Source organism: Streptomyces sp. NPDC049687, assembly GCF_044465285.1.
Classification (GTDB): Bacteria; Actinomycetota; Actinomycetes; order Streptomycetales; family Streptomycetaceae; genus Streptomyces.
This window is the reverse complement of the sequence record NZ_JBITLN010000002.1, coordinates 878,865-895,278: the sequence shown is the minus strand read 5'-3', so window position 1 is coordinate 895,278 and position 16,414 is coordinate 878,865. Positions and strand designations below refer to the sequence as shown.

Below are 16,414 nucleotides of genomic sequence, written 5' to 3'. Positions count from 1 at the left end.
AGGCTCATACCAGAGCGGGACGCTCGCCGGGGGAGTTTGTCAACCGCCCTCCGCACCTGACAGGTTGGCGACTACTGTGAGTGTCCGTCGGGCGAGCGTGAGGTCGAATTCCTCGGCTCTCCCGACCGACCACCAGGCCAGGCCACGGACCCCAGTACGAGGACGCCGATGTCTCACCTCCGCGCACCGGCCGCACGCGCAGACCGCCGTGAGGGCGGGCGGCACGGGCGGCCGGCAGCCCGCACCGCACCCGCCTCGGCCGAGACACACATACGGCCCCAGTTGCTGCGGCTCGCCGTACTGCCACCGACGGCGGTCGCCCTCAGCGCCTGCGCGGTCGTGCTGTTCACCGTGCGCTCCACCGGTACCCGGCCCGGTCCCGTCCTGTGGGCCGTACTGGCGGGCGCGGTGGGGGTCACCGGCGTCGGCATCCTCGTCGCGGCCGTCGCCGCCGAGCGCGTCGCCCGCTCGGTCAGCGACCGCATCGCCGCGCTGCGCCGCAACAGCGCGCGCGGCGAGGCCGACCTGCGCGCGCTGATCGAGTCGCTGCGCCGCGGCGAGGTCCCGTCCCAGCGCGCGTCGCACGGCGGGCCGCCCGACGACGCCGACGACTTCGAGCTGCTCGCCGCCGACCTCGCCCGCGCGCACGACGGTGCCGTCACCGCCGTCGTCCAGGCCTCCCGGCTGTCCAGTCAGGTCGGCAGCGAGCAGAAGCTCGAGGTCTTCGTCAACCTCGCGCGGCGGCTTCAGTCCCTCGTGCACCGCGAGATCTCGATCCTCGACGAGCTGGAGAACGAGATCGAGGACCCCGAACTACTCAAGGGCCTCTTCCACATCGACCACCTCGCCACCCGGATCCGCCGCCACGCGGAGAACCTCGCCGTGCTCGGCGGGGCCGTCTCGCGGCGGCAGTGGAGCCACCCCGTCTCCATGACGGAGGTGCTGCGTTCCGCCATCGCCGAGGTCGAGCAGTACTCCCGGGTCAAGCTGGTCCCGCCCGTCGACGGCGAACTGCGCGGCCACGCCGTCGCCGACGTCATCCACCTGCTGGCCGAACTGGTCGAGAACGCCACGGTGTACTCGGCCCCGCACACCCAGGTGCTGCTGCGTGCCAACCTCGTCACCTCCGGGCTGGCCGTGGAGGTCGAGGACCGCGGTCTCGGCATGCCGGTCGACGAACAGGCCCGGATGAACGCGCTGCTCGCCGACCCCGACCAGGTCAACGTCGGCCGCCTGCTGGCCGACGGCCGCATCGGCCTGTTCGTCGTCTCCCAGCTCGCCCGCCGACACGGCATCCGGGTCCGCCTGCAGTCCAACATCTACGGCGGTGTCCAGGCCGTGCTCGTCGTCCCGCAGGCCCTGCTGGGCGGCGCCGCCCAGGCCGTGGCACAGCGCCAGGACCCCCTCGCCGGCAGCGGCCGGCCGCCCACCCCCCCACCGCCGCAGCCCCCGACCGGCCTCCCACCGGACGGCACGGCCGGGACCCGCCCACCGCTGCCACCGCAGGCCCGGGCCACCGACCGCAGCGGCCGTCCGCCGACGTCGACCGGGTCGCAGAGCCCCGCGCGCCGATCGAATCCGGCCCAGGCCCGGAACACCCCCGACGGCCCCCGCGGACCGGTCCCCTCCCCAGAGCGGAGCCCCGCCGACACCGGTCGCCCGCCGTCGTCGCAGGGACGGGGCACGAACGGTACGAGCGCTCCGCCCGGGCAGCCGTCGGCCGGGCACGCCTCGTCGGCCGGGCAGTCGTCGTCGGAGGCGTCGGCCGGGCCGCCATCGGTGGACGGGGCCCGGGGGAACGGGCGGGCGCCCGCGCCGTTGCCCGTCCGGGGGGTGCGTCACGATCGGGCCAATCCCGCCGAGGCGGTACCCGGGATCCGGCCGGCCGACCGGGTCGTCGTGGAGGAGAACCAGGGCATCGCGCCCGTCCCGCGTGCGGGTGCCGTCCGCGGGACCATGGGCAAACCCCGGCTGCCCCGCCGTCGCGCCCAGGAGCACATCGTGCCCCAGCTGCGCGGCGGCCCCGCCCCGCGCCCGGACGCCGAGCAGCCCGTCGGCCACGACCCCGGTCTGATGGCCGCCTTCCAGCGGGGCATCGGCCTCGCCGAGGCCCAGCAGAGCCTGGAGGCAGAGGTCCTGGCGGAGTCCGCCCCGATCCCCGAGTGGGAGACCCTGGAGCGCAGCTCCTACCCGGCGACCGACGCCTTCGAGCCGACCAGGCGTACGGCGTCGGACTCCCCGGACCCCTCTTCGCCCGACCCGGCGTCCCCGCCCGCACCCCCGGTGCCCACGTCCCGGATACCCGAGGTGCCGTCCGCGCACGCTTCCGCCTCCCCCCAGGCGTACGGCGTGCGGGACGACCCGGCCCGCCCGGCGTCCGGTCACGGTTCCGGTCCCGACCATCCCGCCCCCCGGCACGACGGGAGCGCGCCCGCAGGATGAGCGGCATCCCCACCCCCAGCGCTCCCGCTGACCTTCGTACCCCAAGGAGTCGATCCACCATGCCGAGCGAAGCGCCGACGACAGCCCATGTTTCCGATCTCGACTGGCTGATGAGCGGCCTCGTCCAGCGCGTACCGCACACCACGAGCGCCGTGCTGCTCTCCTGCGACGGGCTGGTGAAGTCGGTCCACGGACTCGACCCCGACAGCGCCGACCACATGGCCGCCCTGGCCTCCGGCCTGTACTCCCTCGGCCGCAGCGCGGGGGTCCGCTTCGGGGACGGCGGGGACGTGCGGCAGGTCGTCGTCGAACTCGCCTCGACGCTGCTGTTCGTCACCACCGCCGGCTCGGGGACCTGTCTCGCCGTGCTCGCCGGCCGCGAGGCCGACGCCGCCGTCCTCGGGTACGAGATGGCGATGCTCGTGAAGAGCGTGCGGCCGTATCTGACGACCGCGCCCCGGCAGCACGCCGTCGAACCGTCGGTGATGGGGCCTTGAGCGTGGCGTCGGCCGGCGACGGGCCCTGGCTCGACGACGCGGCCGGACGGCTGGTGCGCCCGTTCACGGTCAGCAACGGGCGCACCCGGCCCACCGTCGCCCTCGACCTCATGTCGCAGGTGATGGCCACCGGGGCGACACCCCTCGGTTACCTCGGGCCCGAGCACGCGCAGGCCCTCGACCTGTGCCGGGCCCCCGTCCCGGTCGCCGAGGTGGCCGCCCACCTGAAGCTCCCGGCGGTGGTCACCAAGGTGCTGCTCTCGGACCTCGTCGACTGCGGGGCCCTGACCACCAAGCCCCCCGAGTTCCACCACAACCCCACCGACCGGGCCCTACTGGAGGCAGTGCTCGATGGACTACGACGACAGCTCTGAGAGCGACGGGTACGACCAGCACGACTCGCCCGACGCGAACGACGACGACCGTCCCGACCCCTTTCCGACCGCGCTGAAGATCCTGGTCGCGGGCGGGTTCGGGGTCGGCAAGACGACCTTCGTCGGCGCGGTGAGCGAGATCGCGCCGCTCAGTACCGAGGAGCTGCTCACCACGGCCGGCGCCGCGACCGACAACCTCGACGGCATCGAGAACAAGGTCGAGACGACCGTCGCCATGGACTTCGGCCGGATCTCCCTGGACGCACAGCATGTGCTGTACCTGTTCGGCACGCCCGGACAGGAGCGGTTCTGGTTCATGTGGGACGAGCTGTCCGAGGGCGCCCTCGGCGCGGTCGTCCTCGCCGACACCCGCCGTCTGGAGGAGTGCTTCGCGGCCGTCGACTTCTTCGAGGAGCGCGGACTGGGGTTCATCGTCGCCGTCAACGAGTTCGACGGCGCCCACCGCTACGACCCCGAGGAGGTGCGCGCCGCCATCGACCTGAACCCGGAGATCCCCATCGTGCGCTGCGACGCCCGTATCTCCGCCTCCGGTGTCCAGACCCTGCTCACCCTGGTCCGGCACCTCATCGCCCACGCACCGGCGGCACCCGAGCCGAGCCGCGGCGCCACCATGTGACCCCCGCACCCCATGCCACGGAGCCGCACATGACCTACGAGGTCCCCGACGTCCCCAGTGACGGAGCACGGCCATGAGCTACGACCCGCCCCGCCCGGCCGGTCGTCTGCTGCTCACCCCGGAGGACAAGGAAGCGCCGGCCCGCACCCGCAGGCTGCGCCGGCTCGGCCTCGGCGAACGGCCGGAGCCCGCCCTGGACGCCTTCGCGGACCGCCTCGCCGAGCTGGCCGGCGCGCCGTACGCCATGGTCACCTTCCTCGAGGAGGAACGGCAGTTCTTCGCCGGACTGCACACCCCGGAGGGGGGCCGGGCGGCCCGCGGCGGGAAGCCCGAGGTGGGCCGGTGGCTGCCCCGTGAGTACGGCTACTGCCCGCACGTCGTCGTCCGGCGCAAGGCGCTGGTCCTGGAGGACGTCGGCGACTACCCGCGCTTCGCGGGCAACCCGGTCGTCGACGAGTTCGGCATCCGCTCCTATCTCGGCGCCCCGCTGATCGACAGCACCGGCATGGTCCTGGGCACGGTGTGCGTGGCCGACCTCGTCCCCCGGCCCTGGGGCAGGTCCGGCCTGGAGACCATCAAGGCGACGGCCGCCGACCTCGTCGTACGGCTGGAGGGGCAGACACCGCCGTAGCGCCGGGCGTGTCGGCACGGCCGGGGCGGGGTGTGAAGGAAAGCTGTTGCTCCGCTTAAGAAAAGCTCGATGGACCGGGGCGGGTGGGATGCGGCAGATTGCTGGACGAATCCACACCCTTCCCGGCGGCGGGCCCTTCGGCCTGCCCGCGCCCGGGAACTCAGGACAGGAGCCGCAGCTTGAAGGCGCTGGTCAAGGAGAAGGCTGAGCCCGGGCTGTGGCTCGCGGACGTCCCGGAGCCCGCCGTCGGACCCGGCGACGTACTGATCAAGGTGCTGCGCACCGGAATCTGCGGCACCGATCTGCACATCCGGGCCTGGGACGGCTGGGCGCGGCAGACGATCGACACCCCGCTGGTGATCGGGCACGAGTTCGTCGGCGAGGTCGTCGGGACCGGCCGGGACGTCACCGACATCGGCATCGGTGACCGGGTCAGCGGCGAGGGACACCTCGTGTGCGGGAAGTGCCGCAACTGCCTCGCCGGGCGCCGCCATCTGTGCCGGGCCACGGTCGGCCTCGGGGTCGGCCGCGACGGCGCCTTCGCGGAGTACGTCGTCCTGCCCGCGTCCAACGTGTGGGTGCACCGGGTGCCGGTGGACCTCGACGTGGCCGCGATCTTCGACCCGTTCGGCAACGCCGTGCACACCGCGCTGTCCTTCCCGCTGGTCGGCGAGGACGTGCTGATCACGGGTGCCGGTCCGATCGGGCTCATGGCGGCGGCCGTCGCCCGGCACGCCGGCGCCCGCAACGTCGTGATCACCGACGTGAGCGAGGAACGCCTGGAGCTGGCCCGCAAGATCGGCGCGAGCCTGGCCCTGAACGTGTCGGAGACCCGGATCGCCGACGGACAGCGGGAGTTGGGGCTGCGTGAGGGCTTCGACATCGGTCTGGAGATGTCCGGCCGGCCCGAGGCGATGCGCGACATGATCGCCAACATGACCCACGGCGGCCGGATCGCCATGCTCGGCCTGCCGTCCCAGGAGTTCCCGGTCGACTGGGCCCGGATCGTCACCTCGATGATCACGATCAAGGGCATCTACGGCCGGGAGATGTTCGAGACCTGGTACGCGATGTCGGTCCTGCTGGAGGGCGGCCTCGACCTCGCCCCCGTGATCACCGGCCGGTACGGCTACCGCGAGTACGAGGCGGCGTTCGCCGACGCGGCGAGCGGCCGCGGCGGCAAGGTCATCCTCGACTGGACCGCGTAAGTCACCTGCATTCCTTAGGAGTTCCCTGATGTTCGACTCCGTGCGCGACGACCTGCGCGCCACCCTCGACGAGATCCGTGCCGCCGGTCTGCACAAGCCCGAGCGGGTCATCGGCACCCCGCAGTCCGCGACCGTCGCCGTCACCGCGGGCGGGCGGCCCGGCGAGGTCCTCAACTTCTGCGCCAACAACTACCTCGGCCTCGCCGACCATCCCGAGGTCGTCGCCGCCGCCCACGCCGCCCTGGACCGCTGGGGCTACGGCATGGCGTCCGTGCGCTTCATCTGCGGTACGCAGGAGGTGCACAAGGAACTGGAGGCGCGGCTTTCGGCGTTCCTCGGCCAGGAGGACACGATCCTGTACTCCTCCTGCTTCGACGCCAACGGCGGTGTCTTCGAGACGCTGCTCGGCCCCGAGGACGCGGTGATCTCCGACGCCCTCAACCACGCCTCGATCATCGACGGCATCCGGCTGTCCAAGGCCCGCCGCTTCCGGTACGCCAACCGCGATCTGGAGGACCTGGAGCGGCAGTTGAAGGAGGCGTCCGACGCGCGCCGCCGCCTGGTCGTCACCGACGGCGTCTTCTCCATGGACGGCTATGTGGCCCCCCTGCGCGAGATCTGCGACCTCGCCGACCGCTACGACGCGATGGTCATGGTCGACGACTCGCACGCGGTCGGCTTCGTCGGCCCCGGCGGCCGGGGCACCCCCGAACTGCACGGCGTCATGGACCGCGTCGACATCGTCACCGGCACGCTGGGCAAGGCGCTCGGCGGGGCCTCCGGCGGCTATGTCGCCGCCCGCGCCGAGATCGTCGCCCTGCTGCGCCAGCGCTCCCGCCCGTACCTCTTCTCCAACACGCTGGCCCCGGTGATCGCGGCCGCCTCCCTGAAGGTCCTCGACCTGCTGGAGTCGGCCGACGACCTGCGCGTCCGGCTCGCGGAGAACACCGCGCTGTTCCGCCGCCGGATGACCGAGGAGGGCTTCGATGTCCTCCCCGGCGACCACGCCATCGCGCCCGTCATGATCGGCGACGCGGCGAAGGCCGGCCGCCTGGCCGAGCTGCTCCTGGAACGGGGCGTGTACGTGATCGGCTTCTCCTACCCGGTCGTCCCGCAGGGCCAGGCCCGTATCCGCGTCCAGCTGTCCGCCGCGCACTCCACGGACGACGTCAACCGCGCGGTCGACGCCTTCGTCGCGGCGCGGGCGGAACTGGAGGGCGGGCAGGGCTGAGGGGCCAGGAGGACCGAGGGGCCGAGCGGCCCTGACACATTGCGATAATCGATCCCATGATCGAAGCGCGGCGGCTCCACATTCTCCGTGCGGTGGCCGACCACCGCACCGTGACGGCGGCGGCCGCCGCGCTGTACCTCACCCCGTCCGCCGTCTCCCAGCAGCTGACCGCCCTGGAGCAGGAGACCGGCCACCGCCTGGTGGAACGCGGCGCCAAGGGCGTACGGCTCACCGCGGCCGGTGAGATCCTGCTCAGCCACACCCACGCGGTCCTCGCCCAGTTGGAGCGGGCGGAGGCCGAACTGGCCGCCTACAGCTCCGGGGCGGCCGGCACGGTCACCGTCGCCGCCTTCGCGACCGGGATCGCCCTGGTCGTCGCGCCCGCGGTGGCCCGGCTCGCCCGTACCGCGCCCGGGATCAGGATCCGCGTCCAGGACGCCGAGGGGGACGCCAGTCTGCCGATGGTCCTCGACCGGCAGGTCGATGTCGCCGTGGCCGTCGAGTACCGTGGCGCCCCCGCCGCCGACGACCCGCGCCTCGCGCACGTCCCGCTGTACGCCGAGCCCTTCGACGCGGTCGTCCCGGTCACCCACCGTCTCGCCGACGCCCCCGAGGTACCCCTCGCGGAGCTGGCCAAGGACCCGTGGATCGGCCCCTATCCCGGCAATCCCTGCCATGACGTGGTCGTCCTGGCCTGCGAGAACGCCGGATTCCAGCCCCGGCTCGAGCACTCCTCGGACGACTTCCGTGCGGTGGTCGCCCTCGCCTCCGCCGACGCGGGCGTGGCACTCGTCCCGCGCTCGGCCCTGCGCGGCATGGACCTCACCGGCGTGGTCGTCCGCCCGACGGACGGCACGGCCCCGACCCGCCGGGTCTTCGCGGCCGTACGGCGGGGCGCGGAGGAGCACCCCTTGATCCAGCCGGTGCTGGACGCGCTGCGGGAGGCGGCGCGGATGTGAGCTCGCGTTCACACTGCCGTTTCATATGTGGGATAAGCTCCCGGATGTGAAACAGGAGCATGCCGCGGAGTCGGTGGACACCCGCCTGGGCCTGAGGCTCGCCGAACTGCGGGCCGAACGCGGCTGGTCCCTCGGGGACCTGGCCGAACGCAGCGGGATCAGTCGCTCGACCCTCTCCCGGGCCGAACGCGCGGAGATCAGCCCCACGGCCGCACTGCTCAACCGCCTCTGCCATGTCTACGGGCGGACCATGTCCCGCCTGCTCAGCGAGGTCGAGGAGGAGCCGGCGCCGCTCCTGCGCGCCGCCGAGCAGCCCGTCTGGGAGGACAGGACCTCCGGATTCGTCCGGCGCTCGGTGTCCCCGCCGCACCCCGCACTGCGCGGCGAACTGGTCGAGGGCAGGCTCGCCGTGGGTTCCGACATCGCCTACGACCGCCCGCCCGTGCCCGGTCTGGAGCAGCACGTCTGGGTCCTCGAGGGCGCGCTCGGCGTGACGGCCCAGGAGGTCGAGCACCGCCTCGGCACCGGCGACTGCCTCAGGCTGCGGGTGTGGGGGCGGACCCGGTTCCGGTGCCTGGGCGGCATGGAGGCGCGGTACGTGCTGGCGGTGGTGCTGCCATGACGACGACCCGACTCGACGCGCCCGGACTCCTCGACCGTCTGGACCAGTTGGCCGACCTCCTGATCGACACCGTGGACGGCGGCGCTTCCGTCGGCTTCCTCGCGCCCCTCGACCGGCCCGAGGCCGTCGCCTGGTGGCGGGGCCGGGCAGCAGCGGTCGCCGCGGGGCAGCTCGCCGTCTGGGCGGCCCAGGACGGCGACCGCGTCGTCGGAACCGTCGGTCTGGCCTTCCCCGACAAGCCCAACAGCCGCCACCGCGCCGAACTCGTCAAGCTGATGGTCCACCGGGACACCCGCGGCAAGGGCCTCGGCCGCACCCTCCTCACCACCGCCGAGCAGGCCGCCGTCGCCGCCGGGGTCACCCTGCTCCACCTCGACACCGAGACCGACAGCCCCGCGGAGCACCTCTACCGCACCGCCGGCTGGACCAGGGCCGGCGTGATCCCCGGCTACGCGGCGGACCCGGCCGGCGTCCTGCGCCCGACCACCCTGTACTACAAACAGGTCGCCTCGGGGTGACTGTCGGTGGCAGCGGCTACCGTGCGAAGCATGCCCGACGCCGAAGACGTACGCCGTATCGCCCTCTCCCTGCCGGACACCACGGAGAAGATCGCCTGGAGCATGCCCACCTTCCGGGTCGCGGGGAAGATGTTCGCCACGCTGCCCGAGGACGAGACGTCCATCGCCGTGCGCTGCCCCAAGGAGGAGCGCGACGAACTGGTCCTCGCCGAACCGGGCAAGTTCTGGATCGCCGAGCACGAGGCACAGTTCGCCTGGGTACGGGCCCGCCTGGCCGCCGTCGAGGACGAGGACGAGCTGCGCGACATCCTCGCCGACTCCTGGCGGCAGGCGGCCCCCACCCGCCTGCTGGAGGCGTATCCCGAGCTGGGAGTGCCGCACGGCGGGTGACGGCCGGAAACGGGTGCGCGACCACCGACCCGAGTGCGGTATTGTTTCCATGCGCGTTCGGCCAGGGGAAACCCCAGGTCAGACAGGCACCGGGACGTGGCGCAGCTTGGTAGCGCACTTGACTGGGGGTCAAGGGGTCGCAGGTTCAAATCCTGTCGTCCCGACGGTGCGAAGGGTCTTCGCAGGCGAGAGCCTGCGGAGACCCTTTTCTCGTCCTGCGGCCCGTCTTCTCCCGGCCCGCCGTGCCGCCGGGGCCCGGTGCGCCCGGGACCGCGTCGAGCAGCCTGTGAGCAGCCCCCGAGGAGCTGTGGGTTCGCCCAACCCCCGCCGGTGCCGGCAGTCCCGCTGCCAGGATGGGGCGCCATGATCCCGGGGCGCTGTGCGCGCATGCTGAGGGCCGCTGTGTTCGCGGCCGTCTGTGTGCTGCTCGCCGCCCTGGGCCACGCCATGATGTCCGGCGAACCCCTGTCCTGGTGGGCGGCGGGCGCCGGAGCCGTCGGCACGGCGGGCGGGGGCTGGTGCCTGACGGGGCGGGAGCGCGGCACCCCGCTGGTGACGGCCGTCGCCGTCGCCGCCCAGGCGGCCCTGCACACGGCGTTCTCCGTCGTCCCGGCCGCCACCGTCGGCATGGACGGCATGGACGGCATGGACGGCATGGACCACATGGGCCCCGCCCCGGCCGGGGTGCCCTCCGCCGGCATGATCGCCGCCCATCTGCCGGCCGCGCTGCTGTGCGGGCTGTGGCTGGCGCACGGCGAGCGGGCCGTGTTCCGCGTCCTGCGGGCGGTGGCCGGGTGGCTGACGGCCCCGTTGAGACGGCCGGGGGACCGGCCCGCGCCGGCCGCACCGCCCCGCGCCCGGCTCCGGGTCCGCACGCGGCGGACACCACGCCCGCTCCGGCTCGTCCACGCGATCACTTCCCGGGGACCGCCCGCACGGACCGCCGTCGCCCGACGACGGCCGGAACCGTACGGCTGTTCACACCCGACCCGAGAAGGACCCACCGCGATGCCCCCTGCCCAGACGCCCCCGCGCGAGAAGACCGCCAAGCACCAGAGCTCCAGGACACCCGCCAAGGCACCCAAACACGCGGCGCACCGCCCCGCCGCCCAGCGCGCCCGGCGTGCCCACGCCGACGAGACCACCACCGCCCTCGCCCTGGCCGCCCGCGGCGGTGACGCCGACGCCGTCGAGCGGTTCGTGCGGGCCCTGGACCGGGACGTGCGGCGGTTCGTGGCCCATCTGTGCGCCGATCCGCAGGCGGTGGACGATCTGGCGCAGGACACGTTCCTGCGGGCGCTGGGCAGTCTGCACCGGTTCGAGGGGCGGTGCCCGGCACGGGTGTGGCTGTTGTCGATCGCGCGTCGGGCGGTGATGGACAGCCATCGGTCCGCCGCGACCCGTCCGCGTCTCGCGGACCTGCCGGACTGGCGGCCGGCCGTCGAACTCGCGCAGCCGCGCGGGCTGCCCGGCTTCGACGACGGCGTCGTCCTGCTCGACCTGCTGGCCGCACTGCCCGCCGACCGGCGCGAGGCATTCGTGCTGACACAACTGCTGGGGCTGCCCTACGAGGAGGCGGCCCGGGTGAGTCACTGCCCGGTCGGGACGGTCCGCTCCCGGGTGGCCCGGGCCCGCGCCGCCCTGGCGGAACAGATCGCCCGGTGAGGGTCACCGCAGGCGGCGCAGCTCCCGCAGCTCCTCCACTTTCAGCAGACGGGCCACGCCCAGGTGGACCAGCCCCAGGGTGAGGGTGCCGGCCGTGACCGCTGCCGCGGTGGGGAGCGTCCCGCCGCCCAGCGCCTCGCCGCAGGCTCGGTCGGCCGCCCAGCCGGCGGCCGCCGCCACGGCCGCCGCGCACATCAGCCTCGTGTACGTCCGGCGCAGGGCGCCGTCGTCGAGACGGCCGCCGACCCGCCTGCGCACGAGCCGGGCGGTGAGGGCGAGTCCGGCCAGACAGGACACGGTGTAGGCGCCGGCCATACCGGTGACCGCCCAGCGGACGGGGAGCAGCAGATGGCAGGCGGTGGCCAGGGTGATGTTCACCGCCGCGATCCACACCGCCAGGAAGAACGGCGTCCGGGTGTCCCCGAAGGCGTGGAAGCCGCGCAGCAGCAGGTACTGCGCCGAGAACGGGATCAGGCCGAGGCCGAAGGCCTGCAGCATGTGTCCGAGCGGCTGAGCGGAGGCCGCGTCCGCCGCCCCGTGCGCGAACAGCAGCGTGGCGATCCGGGGGCCGAGCGCCAGGAACAGGAAGGCGGCGGGCACGATGACGACCCCGCTCACCCGCAGTCCCCGGGACAGATCCGCGCGCAGATCGGCGATCCGGCCCTCCGCCACCGCCCGGCTCATCCGTGGCAGCAACGCGGTCACCAGGGAGACCGTGACCACCGACTGCGGCAGCATCCAGATCGTCTGCGCGTACGTGTACGCCGTGTAGCCCGCGCCGGCGTCCGGGAGCGCCTGGTCGGCCGCGTTGGCGTAGTTGGTGACGACGGTCAGGGCGACGAGGTTCGTCAGCACGAACAGCAGGGTCCACTTCGCGGCGTGCACACCGGAGCCCAGGCCCGAGCCGCGCCAGTCGAAGCGTGGCCGCAGGCGGAACCCCGCCGCCCGCGCGAACGGGATGAGGGCGAGCGCCTGCACGGCGATCCCCGCCGTCGTGCCGATGCCGAGCAGCCGCACCTGGGCGCCGGTGATGTCCGCCACCCGCTCGGGCACGGTCAACAGACTCAGGTAGGCGCCGAACATGCCCAGCAGGACGACGTTGTTGAGCACCGGCGTCCACATCATCGCGCCGAACCTCTCGCGGGCGTTGAGGACTTGGCCGTACATGTTGAACAGGCCGTAGAAGAAGATCTGCGGGAGCAGGAAACGGGCGAAGACGACGGTGAGTTCGTAGGCCTCGTGCTGCCCGGGGGTGTCGCGCAGGTAGACGCTGACGATCTGCGGGGCCGCCCACACCGCCAGCGCGGTGCCCACGGCCAGCACGGACACCACCAGGGTGACCAGCCGCTGTTCGTAGGCCCGGCCGCCGTCCGGATGGGTGGCCCGGGCCCGCACCAGCTGCGGCACCAGCACCGAGTTCAGCGCGCCGCCGATCAGCAGCGTGTACAGGCTGGTCGGCACGGTGTTCGCCGTGTTGTACGTGGTGGCCAGCAGGCCGGTGCCCAGCGCCGCGCCCTGGAGCACCTGCCGGATCAGTCCGGTCGCCCGGGACACCACCGTGCCCAGCGCCATCATCAGCGAGGACCGGGCCGCGCCACCGGTACGTCCTTCGATCCTCTGTTCTGTGGTCGCCCCCATCGGGCCAACCTAGGTCATCAAGATCCGTCGGCCCAATCCGCCGCTGAAGAAGGGCAGTTGTCAGCGGCGGCTGCGGACCCGCGCGTCCCTCGGAGGCTTGATGAACTGCATCTCCAGCGTCGCCGGCGGTGCGGCGAGACCCGGGCCGCCCGCCGTCGCCCACGCCAGGATCTCCTCGGTGCAGTCGTCGTCCGTCGCGAAGCCGACCCAGGTGGCCCGGCCGCCGGCCCGGCGTCCGGCGGTGGAGGGCTGCACGACGACGACGTTCGCCTGGTCGCAGGGGCCGAGGCAGTCCGTCGTACGGACCTGGAAGGCGCCCCGCGAGTCGGCGGCGGCCGCCAGTAGGCGGTCCAGCTGCCAGGCGTGGTCGTAGCGGGGGTGCTTACGGGGGTTGCCGCAGCAGCAGCCCCTGCACACCACGAGTGTGCAGGGACGGCTGAGCGCGGCGCCGACCAGCGCACGCCGACCGTGGAGCGCGGGAGCCATCCCGGTCAGGAGGCCGAGAGGCCGACGTGGGCCAGGGCCTGCCGGAGCAGGAAGCCGTGGCCGCCCGGCATCTCGCTCTGCACCGCCGGCGAGGCCGCCTCCTGCGGGTCGAACCACACCAGGTCCAGGGCGTCCTGCCGGGGACGGCAGTCACCGGTCACCGGCACGATGTAGGCCAGCGACACCGCGTGCTGACGGGGGTCGTGATACGGGGTGATGCCCTGCGTCGGGAAGTACTCGGCCACCGTGAACGGCTGGAGCGAGGCCGGGACGCGCGGCAGGGCCACCGGGCCGAGGTCCTTCTCCAGGTGGCGCAGCAGGGCGTCGCGGACGCGTTCGTGGTGCAGGACCCGGCCGGAGACCAGGGTCCGGCTGACGTTGCCGTCCGGTCCTATGCGCAGCAACAGGCCGATGCTGGTGACCTCGCCGCTGTCGTCGACGCGTACGGGCACAGCCTCGACGTACAGGATCGGCATCCGGGCGCGGGCCATCTCGAGCTCGTCGGCGCTCAGCCAACCGGGCGTGGTATCGGTCAAGTCTGACATTGCTTGATCATACTTTCAGTGTCCGTCGGGAAGCCGGTAGACCCGGCGGGCGTTGTCCGCTCCGGCCCAGCGTGCCAGGCGCAGCGCGTCGGGCAGGCTCAGTTCGTCGGCGTCCACCCGGTCCTGGAGCAGGTCTCCCAGACCCCGGCGGAACGCCAGCGCGCCGAGCCAATGGAACTCGGACACACCGTAGGCGTCGGAGCTGTACAGCAGTTTGCGGAACGGTGTGATCTCCAACGCTTCCTCCAGGACCGCCCGCGCCCTGACCGGCCCGACGTGGTGCAGGGTGAGCCCCACGTCCAGGTACACCTGCTCGAACACGGCGGCCAGATAGGCGGCCTGTCGCTGGTAGGGCCAGCAGTGCAGGAGCAGCACCGGGATCGTGCCGGAGACCAGGTGCAGCCAGTCCGTGAGGTGGGTGGGGTCCACGCGGTGCAGCCGGATGTCGTTGTCGCCGAAGCCGGTGTGCAGTTGGAGCGGGAGGCCGAGGTCGACGGCGGTCCACAGCAGGTGGCGTACGAGGACCGGCTCGTCGAGCCGTCCGCCGCGCGCCAGCCAGCGCCGGGCCGCGCGGGTGACGTCCCCGTCCGGGGGGCGGGCCGGGTCCAGGTCGAAGCCGGTGCGGTAGGCCGCCACCGACTTCACCGCGACGACCCCCGGCCGCCGCACCGCGTCCAGGGCGGCCGCCCGGAACGCGTCGGCGTACCCGCCCGCCTCGACACCCCGCGCGGCCACGGACTCGGCCACCGCCTCCAGCCGTACGACCTCGTGGGCGACGGCGCCCGCCGCCTCGGCGAGTTCGGCCGGCGTGGTGCTGCGGTGCGGGGCGAAGCCGGTGTCGACGCAGAGCACGCCCGTGCGGGCGGCCGCGAGAAACCGCCGGTTCACCTCCCGCGGGCCCAGAACGGCACGCCGGGCCAGATAGACGTCGGCCGGAGCGTGCCGGTCCAGGTCGAGCAGGGGCGCGCAGTGACGCCGTACGGCCACGCCGACCGGTGTGTCGAAGGGGGAGACGCCGGGCCAGCGGTCGCCCTCGGTGAGCAGCGCCTCGAAGCCCGGCCGGTCCAGCGGGCCGGTGACGACCCCGTGGCAGTGGTGGTCCACCAACTCCAGCGCGTCGAGCGCCTCGTGGACCGGCCCGGCGCCCATCTCAGTACCTCCAGCGGTAGGCGGCGGCGACCTGCGCGTCGTCCAGCCCGTCCACGGCGTCGCTCTCGCCGTGCCGTACGGCGGTCACCGCGTCGGCGAGGACCGGCCCCAGTGCGGTCCGCAGCACCTCGTCCTCGCGGAACCTCGCGACGGCCTCGGCGAGGGAGGTCGGCAGCCGGTGGACGTCTTTCGCCGCCGCCTCCTCGGCGTCCAGGTGGGCCGGGTTGCCGGTGATCTCCTCGGGGAGGGCGGCGGAACGGGTGATCCCGTCCAGTCCGGCGGCGATCAGACAGCCGAGGAGGAGATACGGGTTGGCGGCCAGGTCGACCGGCTTGACCTCCAGGTTCGCCTGCTCGGCGCGCCGGCCCGCCGTGCCCCGCACCACACGGACCGCCGACTCGCGGGTCTCCAGGCCCCAGGCCGTGAACACCCCCGCCCACTGGGAGGGTTTGAGCCGCAGATAGCTGGCCGGGCTGGGCGCGGTCACCGCCGTCAGGGCCGGCAGCCGGGCCAGGACACCCGCGGTGAAGGACTCCGCGTCGGCGGTCATGCCGTGCCGCCGGTCGCCGCCGGAGTGGAGGTTCGTTCCGTCGCGCCAGGCGGAGAGGTGGACGTGCCCGCCGTTGCCGACGCCCTCCGCCGCGACGGCGGGGGAGAAGGAGACCCGAAGGCCGTGACGGCGGGCCACCGCGCGGATGGTCTGCCGGACGAGGACGCTGCGGTCGGCGGCCGCCACCGGGTCGAGGGCGCCCACCGAGATCTCGAACTGGCCCGGCGCGTACTCGGGATGGATCTGGTCGACGTCCACGCCCTGTGCGGCGCACGCCGCCAGCAGGTCGGCGGTGTACTCGCTCAGCTCGACCTGCCGGGTGGCCCCGTACGCCGGTCCCGTGGTCGCCGGGACGAACTCCCCGGCGGGCGCGGAGTCCAGGCCGACGGCCCACTCGATCTCGATGCCCGCCTTGAAGGCGAGGCCGTGGTCGTGGGCCGCGTCGGTGAGGATCCGGCGCAGGAAGGTGCGGGAGCAGCCCGGGTGCCGTTCGCCGTCCTGGGTGACGCGGTCGACCGGTGCCCACGCCCACCCCGGCTGCCCGGCGAGCACGACCAGCCGGTCCAGGTCGGGGTAGAGGCGCAGATCGCCGTCCGGGGAGCCCAGGACGGCGGTGGTGACGATGTGGTCGTTCGCCAGGAACGTGTCGAACACCGGGGACATCCCGACGCCCCAGGCCGCGGCCTGCGCCAGCCCGGCCGTGGGGATCGTCTTCACCCGGCCGACGCCCGCGGTGTCGACGTAGGACAGGACGATCCCGTGCACGCCCCTGCCGGACAGCTCCCCGCTCAGCGCGGACGCCCGCTCGACGTCTCCGGGACGTCCGCCCGGGACGGGGTCGGCAAGGGTGGTCATACGTCCTCCGCGGGTGT

Annotated in this window: 17 protein-coding genes and 1 tRNA gene; 13 read left to right on the top strand and 5 right to left on the bottom strand. The window is 73.5% G+C overall.

The window, feature by feature from the left end; genetic code table 11:
• Positions 1 to 168 precede the first annotated feature (168 nt).
• The 13 genes from ACIBVL_RS09145 to ACIBVL_RS09085 all read left to right on the top strand — a co-directional run bounded on the left by ACIBVL_RS09145 (position 169) and on the right by ACIBVL_RS09085 (position 11,174).
• Positions 169 to 2,442, top strand: a complete 2,274-nt coding sequence (locus ACIBVL_RS09145; protein ID WP_399094287.1) for an ATP-binding protein — start codon at positions 169 to 171, stop codon at positions 2,440 to 2,442.
• A gap of 59 nt (positions 2,443 to 2,501) precedes the next feature.
• Entirely contained in the window at positions 2,502 to 2,939 is a 438-nt protein-coding gene (locus ACIBVL_RS09140; protein ID WP_399094284.1) for a roadblock/LC7 domain-containing protein, read from the top strand.
• 2 nt (positions 2,940 to 2,941) lie between these two features.
• Entirely contained in the window at positions 2,942 to 3,313 is a 372-nt protein-coding gene (locus tag ACIBVL_RS09135) for a DUF742 domain-containing protein (RefSeq protein ID WP_399094866.1), read from the top strand.
• Positions 3,291 to 3,950, top strand: a complete 660-nt coding sequence (locus ACIBVL_RS09130) for a GTP-binding protein (protein ID WP_399094280.1) — start codon at positions 3,291 to 3,293, stop codon at positions 3,948 to 3,950. The genes ACIBVL_RS09135 and ACIBVL_RS09130 overlap by 23 nt, the downstream gene beginning before the upstream one ends.
• 73 nt (positions 3,951 to 4,023) lie before the next feature.
• Entirely contained in the window at positions 4,024 to 4,581 is a 558-nt protein-coding gene (locus tag ACIBVL_RS09125) for a GAF domain-containing protein (RefSeq protein WP_399094277.1), read from the top strand.
• A gap of 179 nt (positions 4,582 to 4,760) precedes the next feature.
• Entirely contained in the window at positions 4,761 to 5,789 is a 1,029-nt protein-coding gene (gene tdh, locus ACIBVL_RS09120) for an L-threonine 3-dehydrogenase (RefSeq protein ID WP_399094274.1), read from the top strand.
• A gap of 28 nt (positions 5,790 to 5,817) precedes the next feature.
• Entirely contained in the window at positions 5,818 to 7,020 is a 1,203-nt protein-coding gene (locus tag ACIBVL_RS09115; protein WP_399094271.1) for a glycine C-acetyltransferase, read from the top strand.
• Between the two features lie 56 nt (positions 7,021 to 7,076).
• Positions 7,077 to 7,979 carry a LysR family transcriptional regulator gene (locus ACIBVL_RS09110; RefSeq protein WP_399094267.1) on the top strand — a complete coding sequence of 301 codons (903 nt, stop codon included), beginning with the start codon at positions 7,077 to 7,079 and terminating at the stop codon, positions 7,977 to 7,979.
• A gap of 25 nt (positions 7,980 to 8,004) precedes the next feature.
• Positions 8,005 to 8,601: a helix-turn-helix domain-containing protein gene (locus tag ACIBVL_RS09105; protein ID WP_399094264.1), complete on the top strand. Its 597-nt coding sequence runs from the start codon at positions 8,005 to 8,007 to the stop codon at positions 8,599 to 8,601.
• Entirely contained in the window at positions 8,598 to 9,119 is a 522-nt protein-coding gene (locus ACIBVL_RS09100) for a GNAT family N-acetyltransferase (RefSeq protein WP_399094261.1), read from the top strand. The genes ACIBVL_RS09105 and ACIBVL_RS09100 overlap by 4 nt, the downstream gene beginning before the upstream one ends.
• Positions 9,120 to 9,149: 30 nt before the next feature.
• Positions 9,150 to 9,509 carry an MmcQ/YjbR family DNA-binding protein gene (locus ACIBVL_RS09095; protein ID WP_399094258.1) on the top strand — a complete coding sequence of 120 codons (360 nt, stop codon included), beginning with the start codon at positions 9,150 to 9,152 and terminating at the stop codon, positions 9,507 to 9,509.
• A gap of 90 nt (positions 9,510 to 9,599) precedes the next feature.
• Positions 9,600 to 9,673, top strand: a tRNA-Pro gene (locus ACIBVL_RS09090).
• Positions 9,674 to 9,896: 223 nt separating this feature from the next.
• The gene (locus ACIBVL_RS09085) at positions 9,897 to 11,174 is read left to right on the top strand and encodes a sigma-70 family RNA polymerase sigma factor (protein ID WP_399094255.1); all 1,278 of its coding nucleotides are present in this window, start codon (positions 9,897 to 9,899) and stop codon (positions 11,172 to 11,174) included.
• 3 nt (positions 11,175 to 11,177) lie between these two features.
• On the opposite strand, the gene murJ is transcribed toward ACIBVL_RS09085, so the two are convergent.
• The 5 genes from murJ to ACIBVL_RS09060 all read right to left on the bottom strand — a co-directional run bounded on the left by murJ (position 11,178) and on the right by ACIBVL_RS09060 (position 16,397).
• On the bottom strand, positions 11,178 to 12,746 hold the full coding sequence (gene murJ, locus ACIBVL_RS09080; RefSeq protein ID WP_399094863.1) for a murein biosynthesis integral membrane protein MurJ: 1,569 nt from the start codon (positions 12,744 to 12,746) through the stop codon (positions 11,178 to 11,180).
• Between the two features lie 126 nt (positions 12,747 to 12,872).
• Positions 12,873 to 13,298 carry a (2Fe-2S) ferredoxin domain-containing protein gene (locus tag ACIBVL_RS09075; protein WP_399094252.1) on the bottom strand — a complete coding sequence of 142 codons (426 nt, stop codon included), beginning with the start codon at positions 13,296 to 13,298 and terminating at the stop codon, positions 12,873 to 12,875.
• 5 nt (positions 13,299 to 13,303) lie between these two features.
• On the bottom strand, positions 13,304 to 13,843 hold the full coding sequence (locus ACIBVL_RS09070) for an NUDIX hydrolase family protein (RefSeq protein ID WP_399094249.1): 540 nt from the start codon (positions 13,841 to 13,843) through the stop codon (positions 13,304 to 13,306).
• Between the two features lie 15 nt (positions 13,844 to 13,858).
• Entirely contained in the window at positions 13,859 to 14,992 is a 1,134-nt protein-coding gene (locus ACIBVL_RS09065; RefSeq protein WP_399094246.1) for an amidohydrolase family protein, read from the bottom strand.
• A 1-nt stretch (position 14,993) separates the two neighbouring features.
• The gene (locus tag ACIBVL_RS09060) at positions 14,994 to 16,397 is read right to left on the bottom strand and encodes a glutamine synthetase (protein ID WP_399094243.1); all 1,404 of its coding nucleotides are present in this window, start codon (positions 16,395 to 16,397) and stop codon (positions 14,994 to 14,996) included.
• Between the last annotated feature and the right edge of the window lie 17 nt (positions 16,398 to 16,414).

Excerpts from the sequence above, each read along its gene's own strand:
- ACIBVL_RS09145 (WP_399094287.1), top strand. The coding sequence starts at position 169 with ATGTCTCACCTCCGCGCACCGGCCGCACGCGCAGACCGCCGTGAGGGC.
- ACIBVL_RS09140 (WP_399094284.1), top strand. The coding sequence starts at position 2,502 with ATGCCGAGCGAAGCGCCGACGACAGCCCATGTTTCCGATCTCGACTGG.
- ACIBVL_RS09130 (WP_399094280.1), top strand. The coding sequence starts at position 3,291 with ATGGACTACGACGACAGCTCTGAGAGCGACGGGTACGACCAGCACGAC.
- ACIBVL_RS09125 (WP_399094277.1), top strand. The coding sequence starts at position 4,024 with ATGAGCTACGACCCGCCCCGCCCGGCCGGTCGTCTGCTGCTCACCCCG.
- ACIBVL_RS09115 (WP_399094271.1), top strand. The coding sequence starts at position 5,818 with ATGTTCGACTCCGTGCGCGACGACCTGCGCGCCACCCTCGACGAGATC.
- ACIBVL_RS09110 (WP_399094267.1), top strand. The coding sequence starts at position 7,077 with ATGATCGAAGCGCGGCGGCTCCACATTCTCCGTGCGGTGGCCGACCAC.
- ACIBVL_RS09105 (WP_399094264.1), top strand. The coding sequence starts at position 8,005 with ATGTGGGATAAGCTCCCGGATGTGAAACAGGAGCATGCCGCGGAGTCG.
- ACIBVL_RS09100 (WP_399094261.1), top strand. The coding sequence starts at position 8,598 with ATGACGACGACCCGACTCGACGCGCCCGGACTCCTCGACCGTCTGGAC.
- ACIBVL_RS09095 (WP_399094258.1), top strand. The coding sequence starts at position 9,150 with ATGCCCGACGCCGAAGACGTACGCCGTATCGCCCTCTCCCTGCCGGAC.
- ACIBVL_RS09085 (WP_399094255.1), top strand. The coding sequence starts at position 9,897 with ATGCTGAGGGCCGCTGTGTTCGCGGCCGTCTGTGTGCTGCTCGCCGCC.
- murJ (WP_399094863.1), bottom strand. The coding sequence starts at position 12,746 with ATGGCGCTGGGCACGGTGGTGTCCCGGGCGACCGGACTGATCCGGCAG.
- ACIBVL_RS09075 (WP_399094252.1), bottom strand. The coding sequence starts at position 13,298 with ATGGCTCCCGCGCTCCACGGTCGGCGTGCGCTGGTCGGCGCCGCGCTC.
- ACIBVL_RS09070 (WP_399094249.1), bottom strand. The coding sequence starts at position 13,843 with ATGTCAGACTTGACCGATACCACGCCCGGTTGGCTGAGCGCCGACGAG.
- ACIBVL_RS09065 (WP_399094246.1), bottom strand. The coding sequence starts at position 14,992 with ATGGGCGCCGGGCCGGTCCACGAGGCGCTCGACGCGCTGGAGTTGGTG.
- ACIBVL_RS09060 (WP_399094243.1), bottom strand. The coding sequence starts at position 16,397 with ATGACCACCCTTGCCGACCCCGTCCCGGGCGGACGTCCCGGAGACGTC.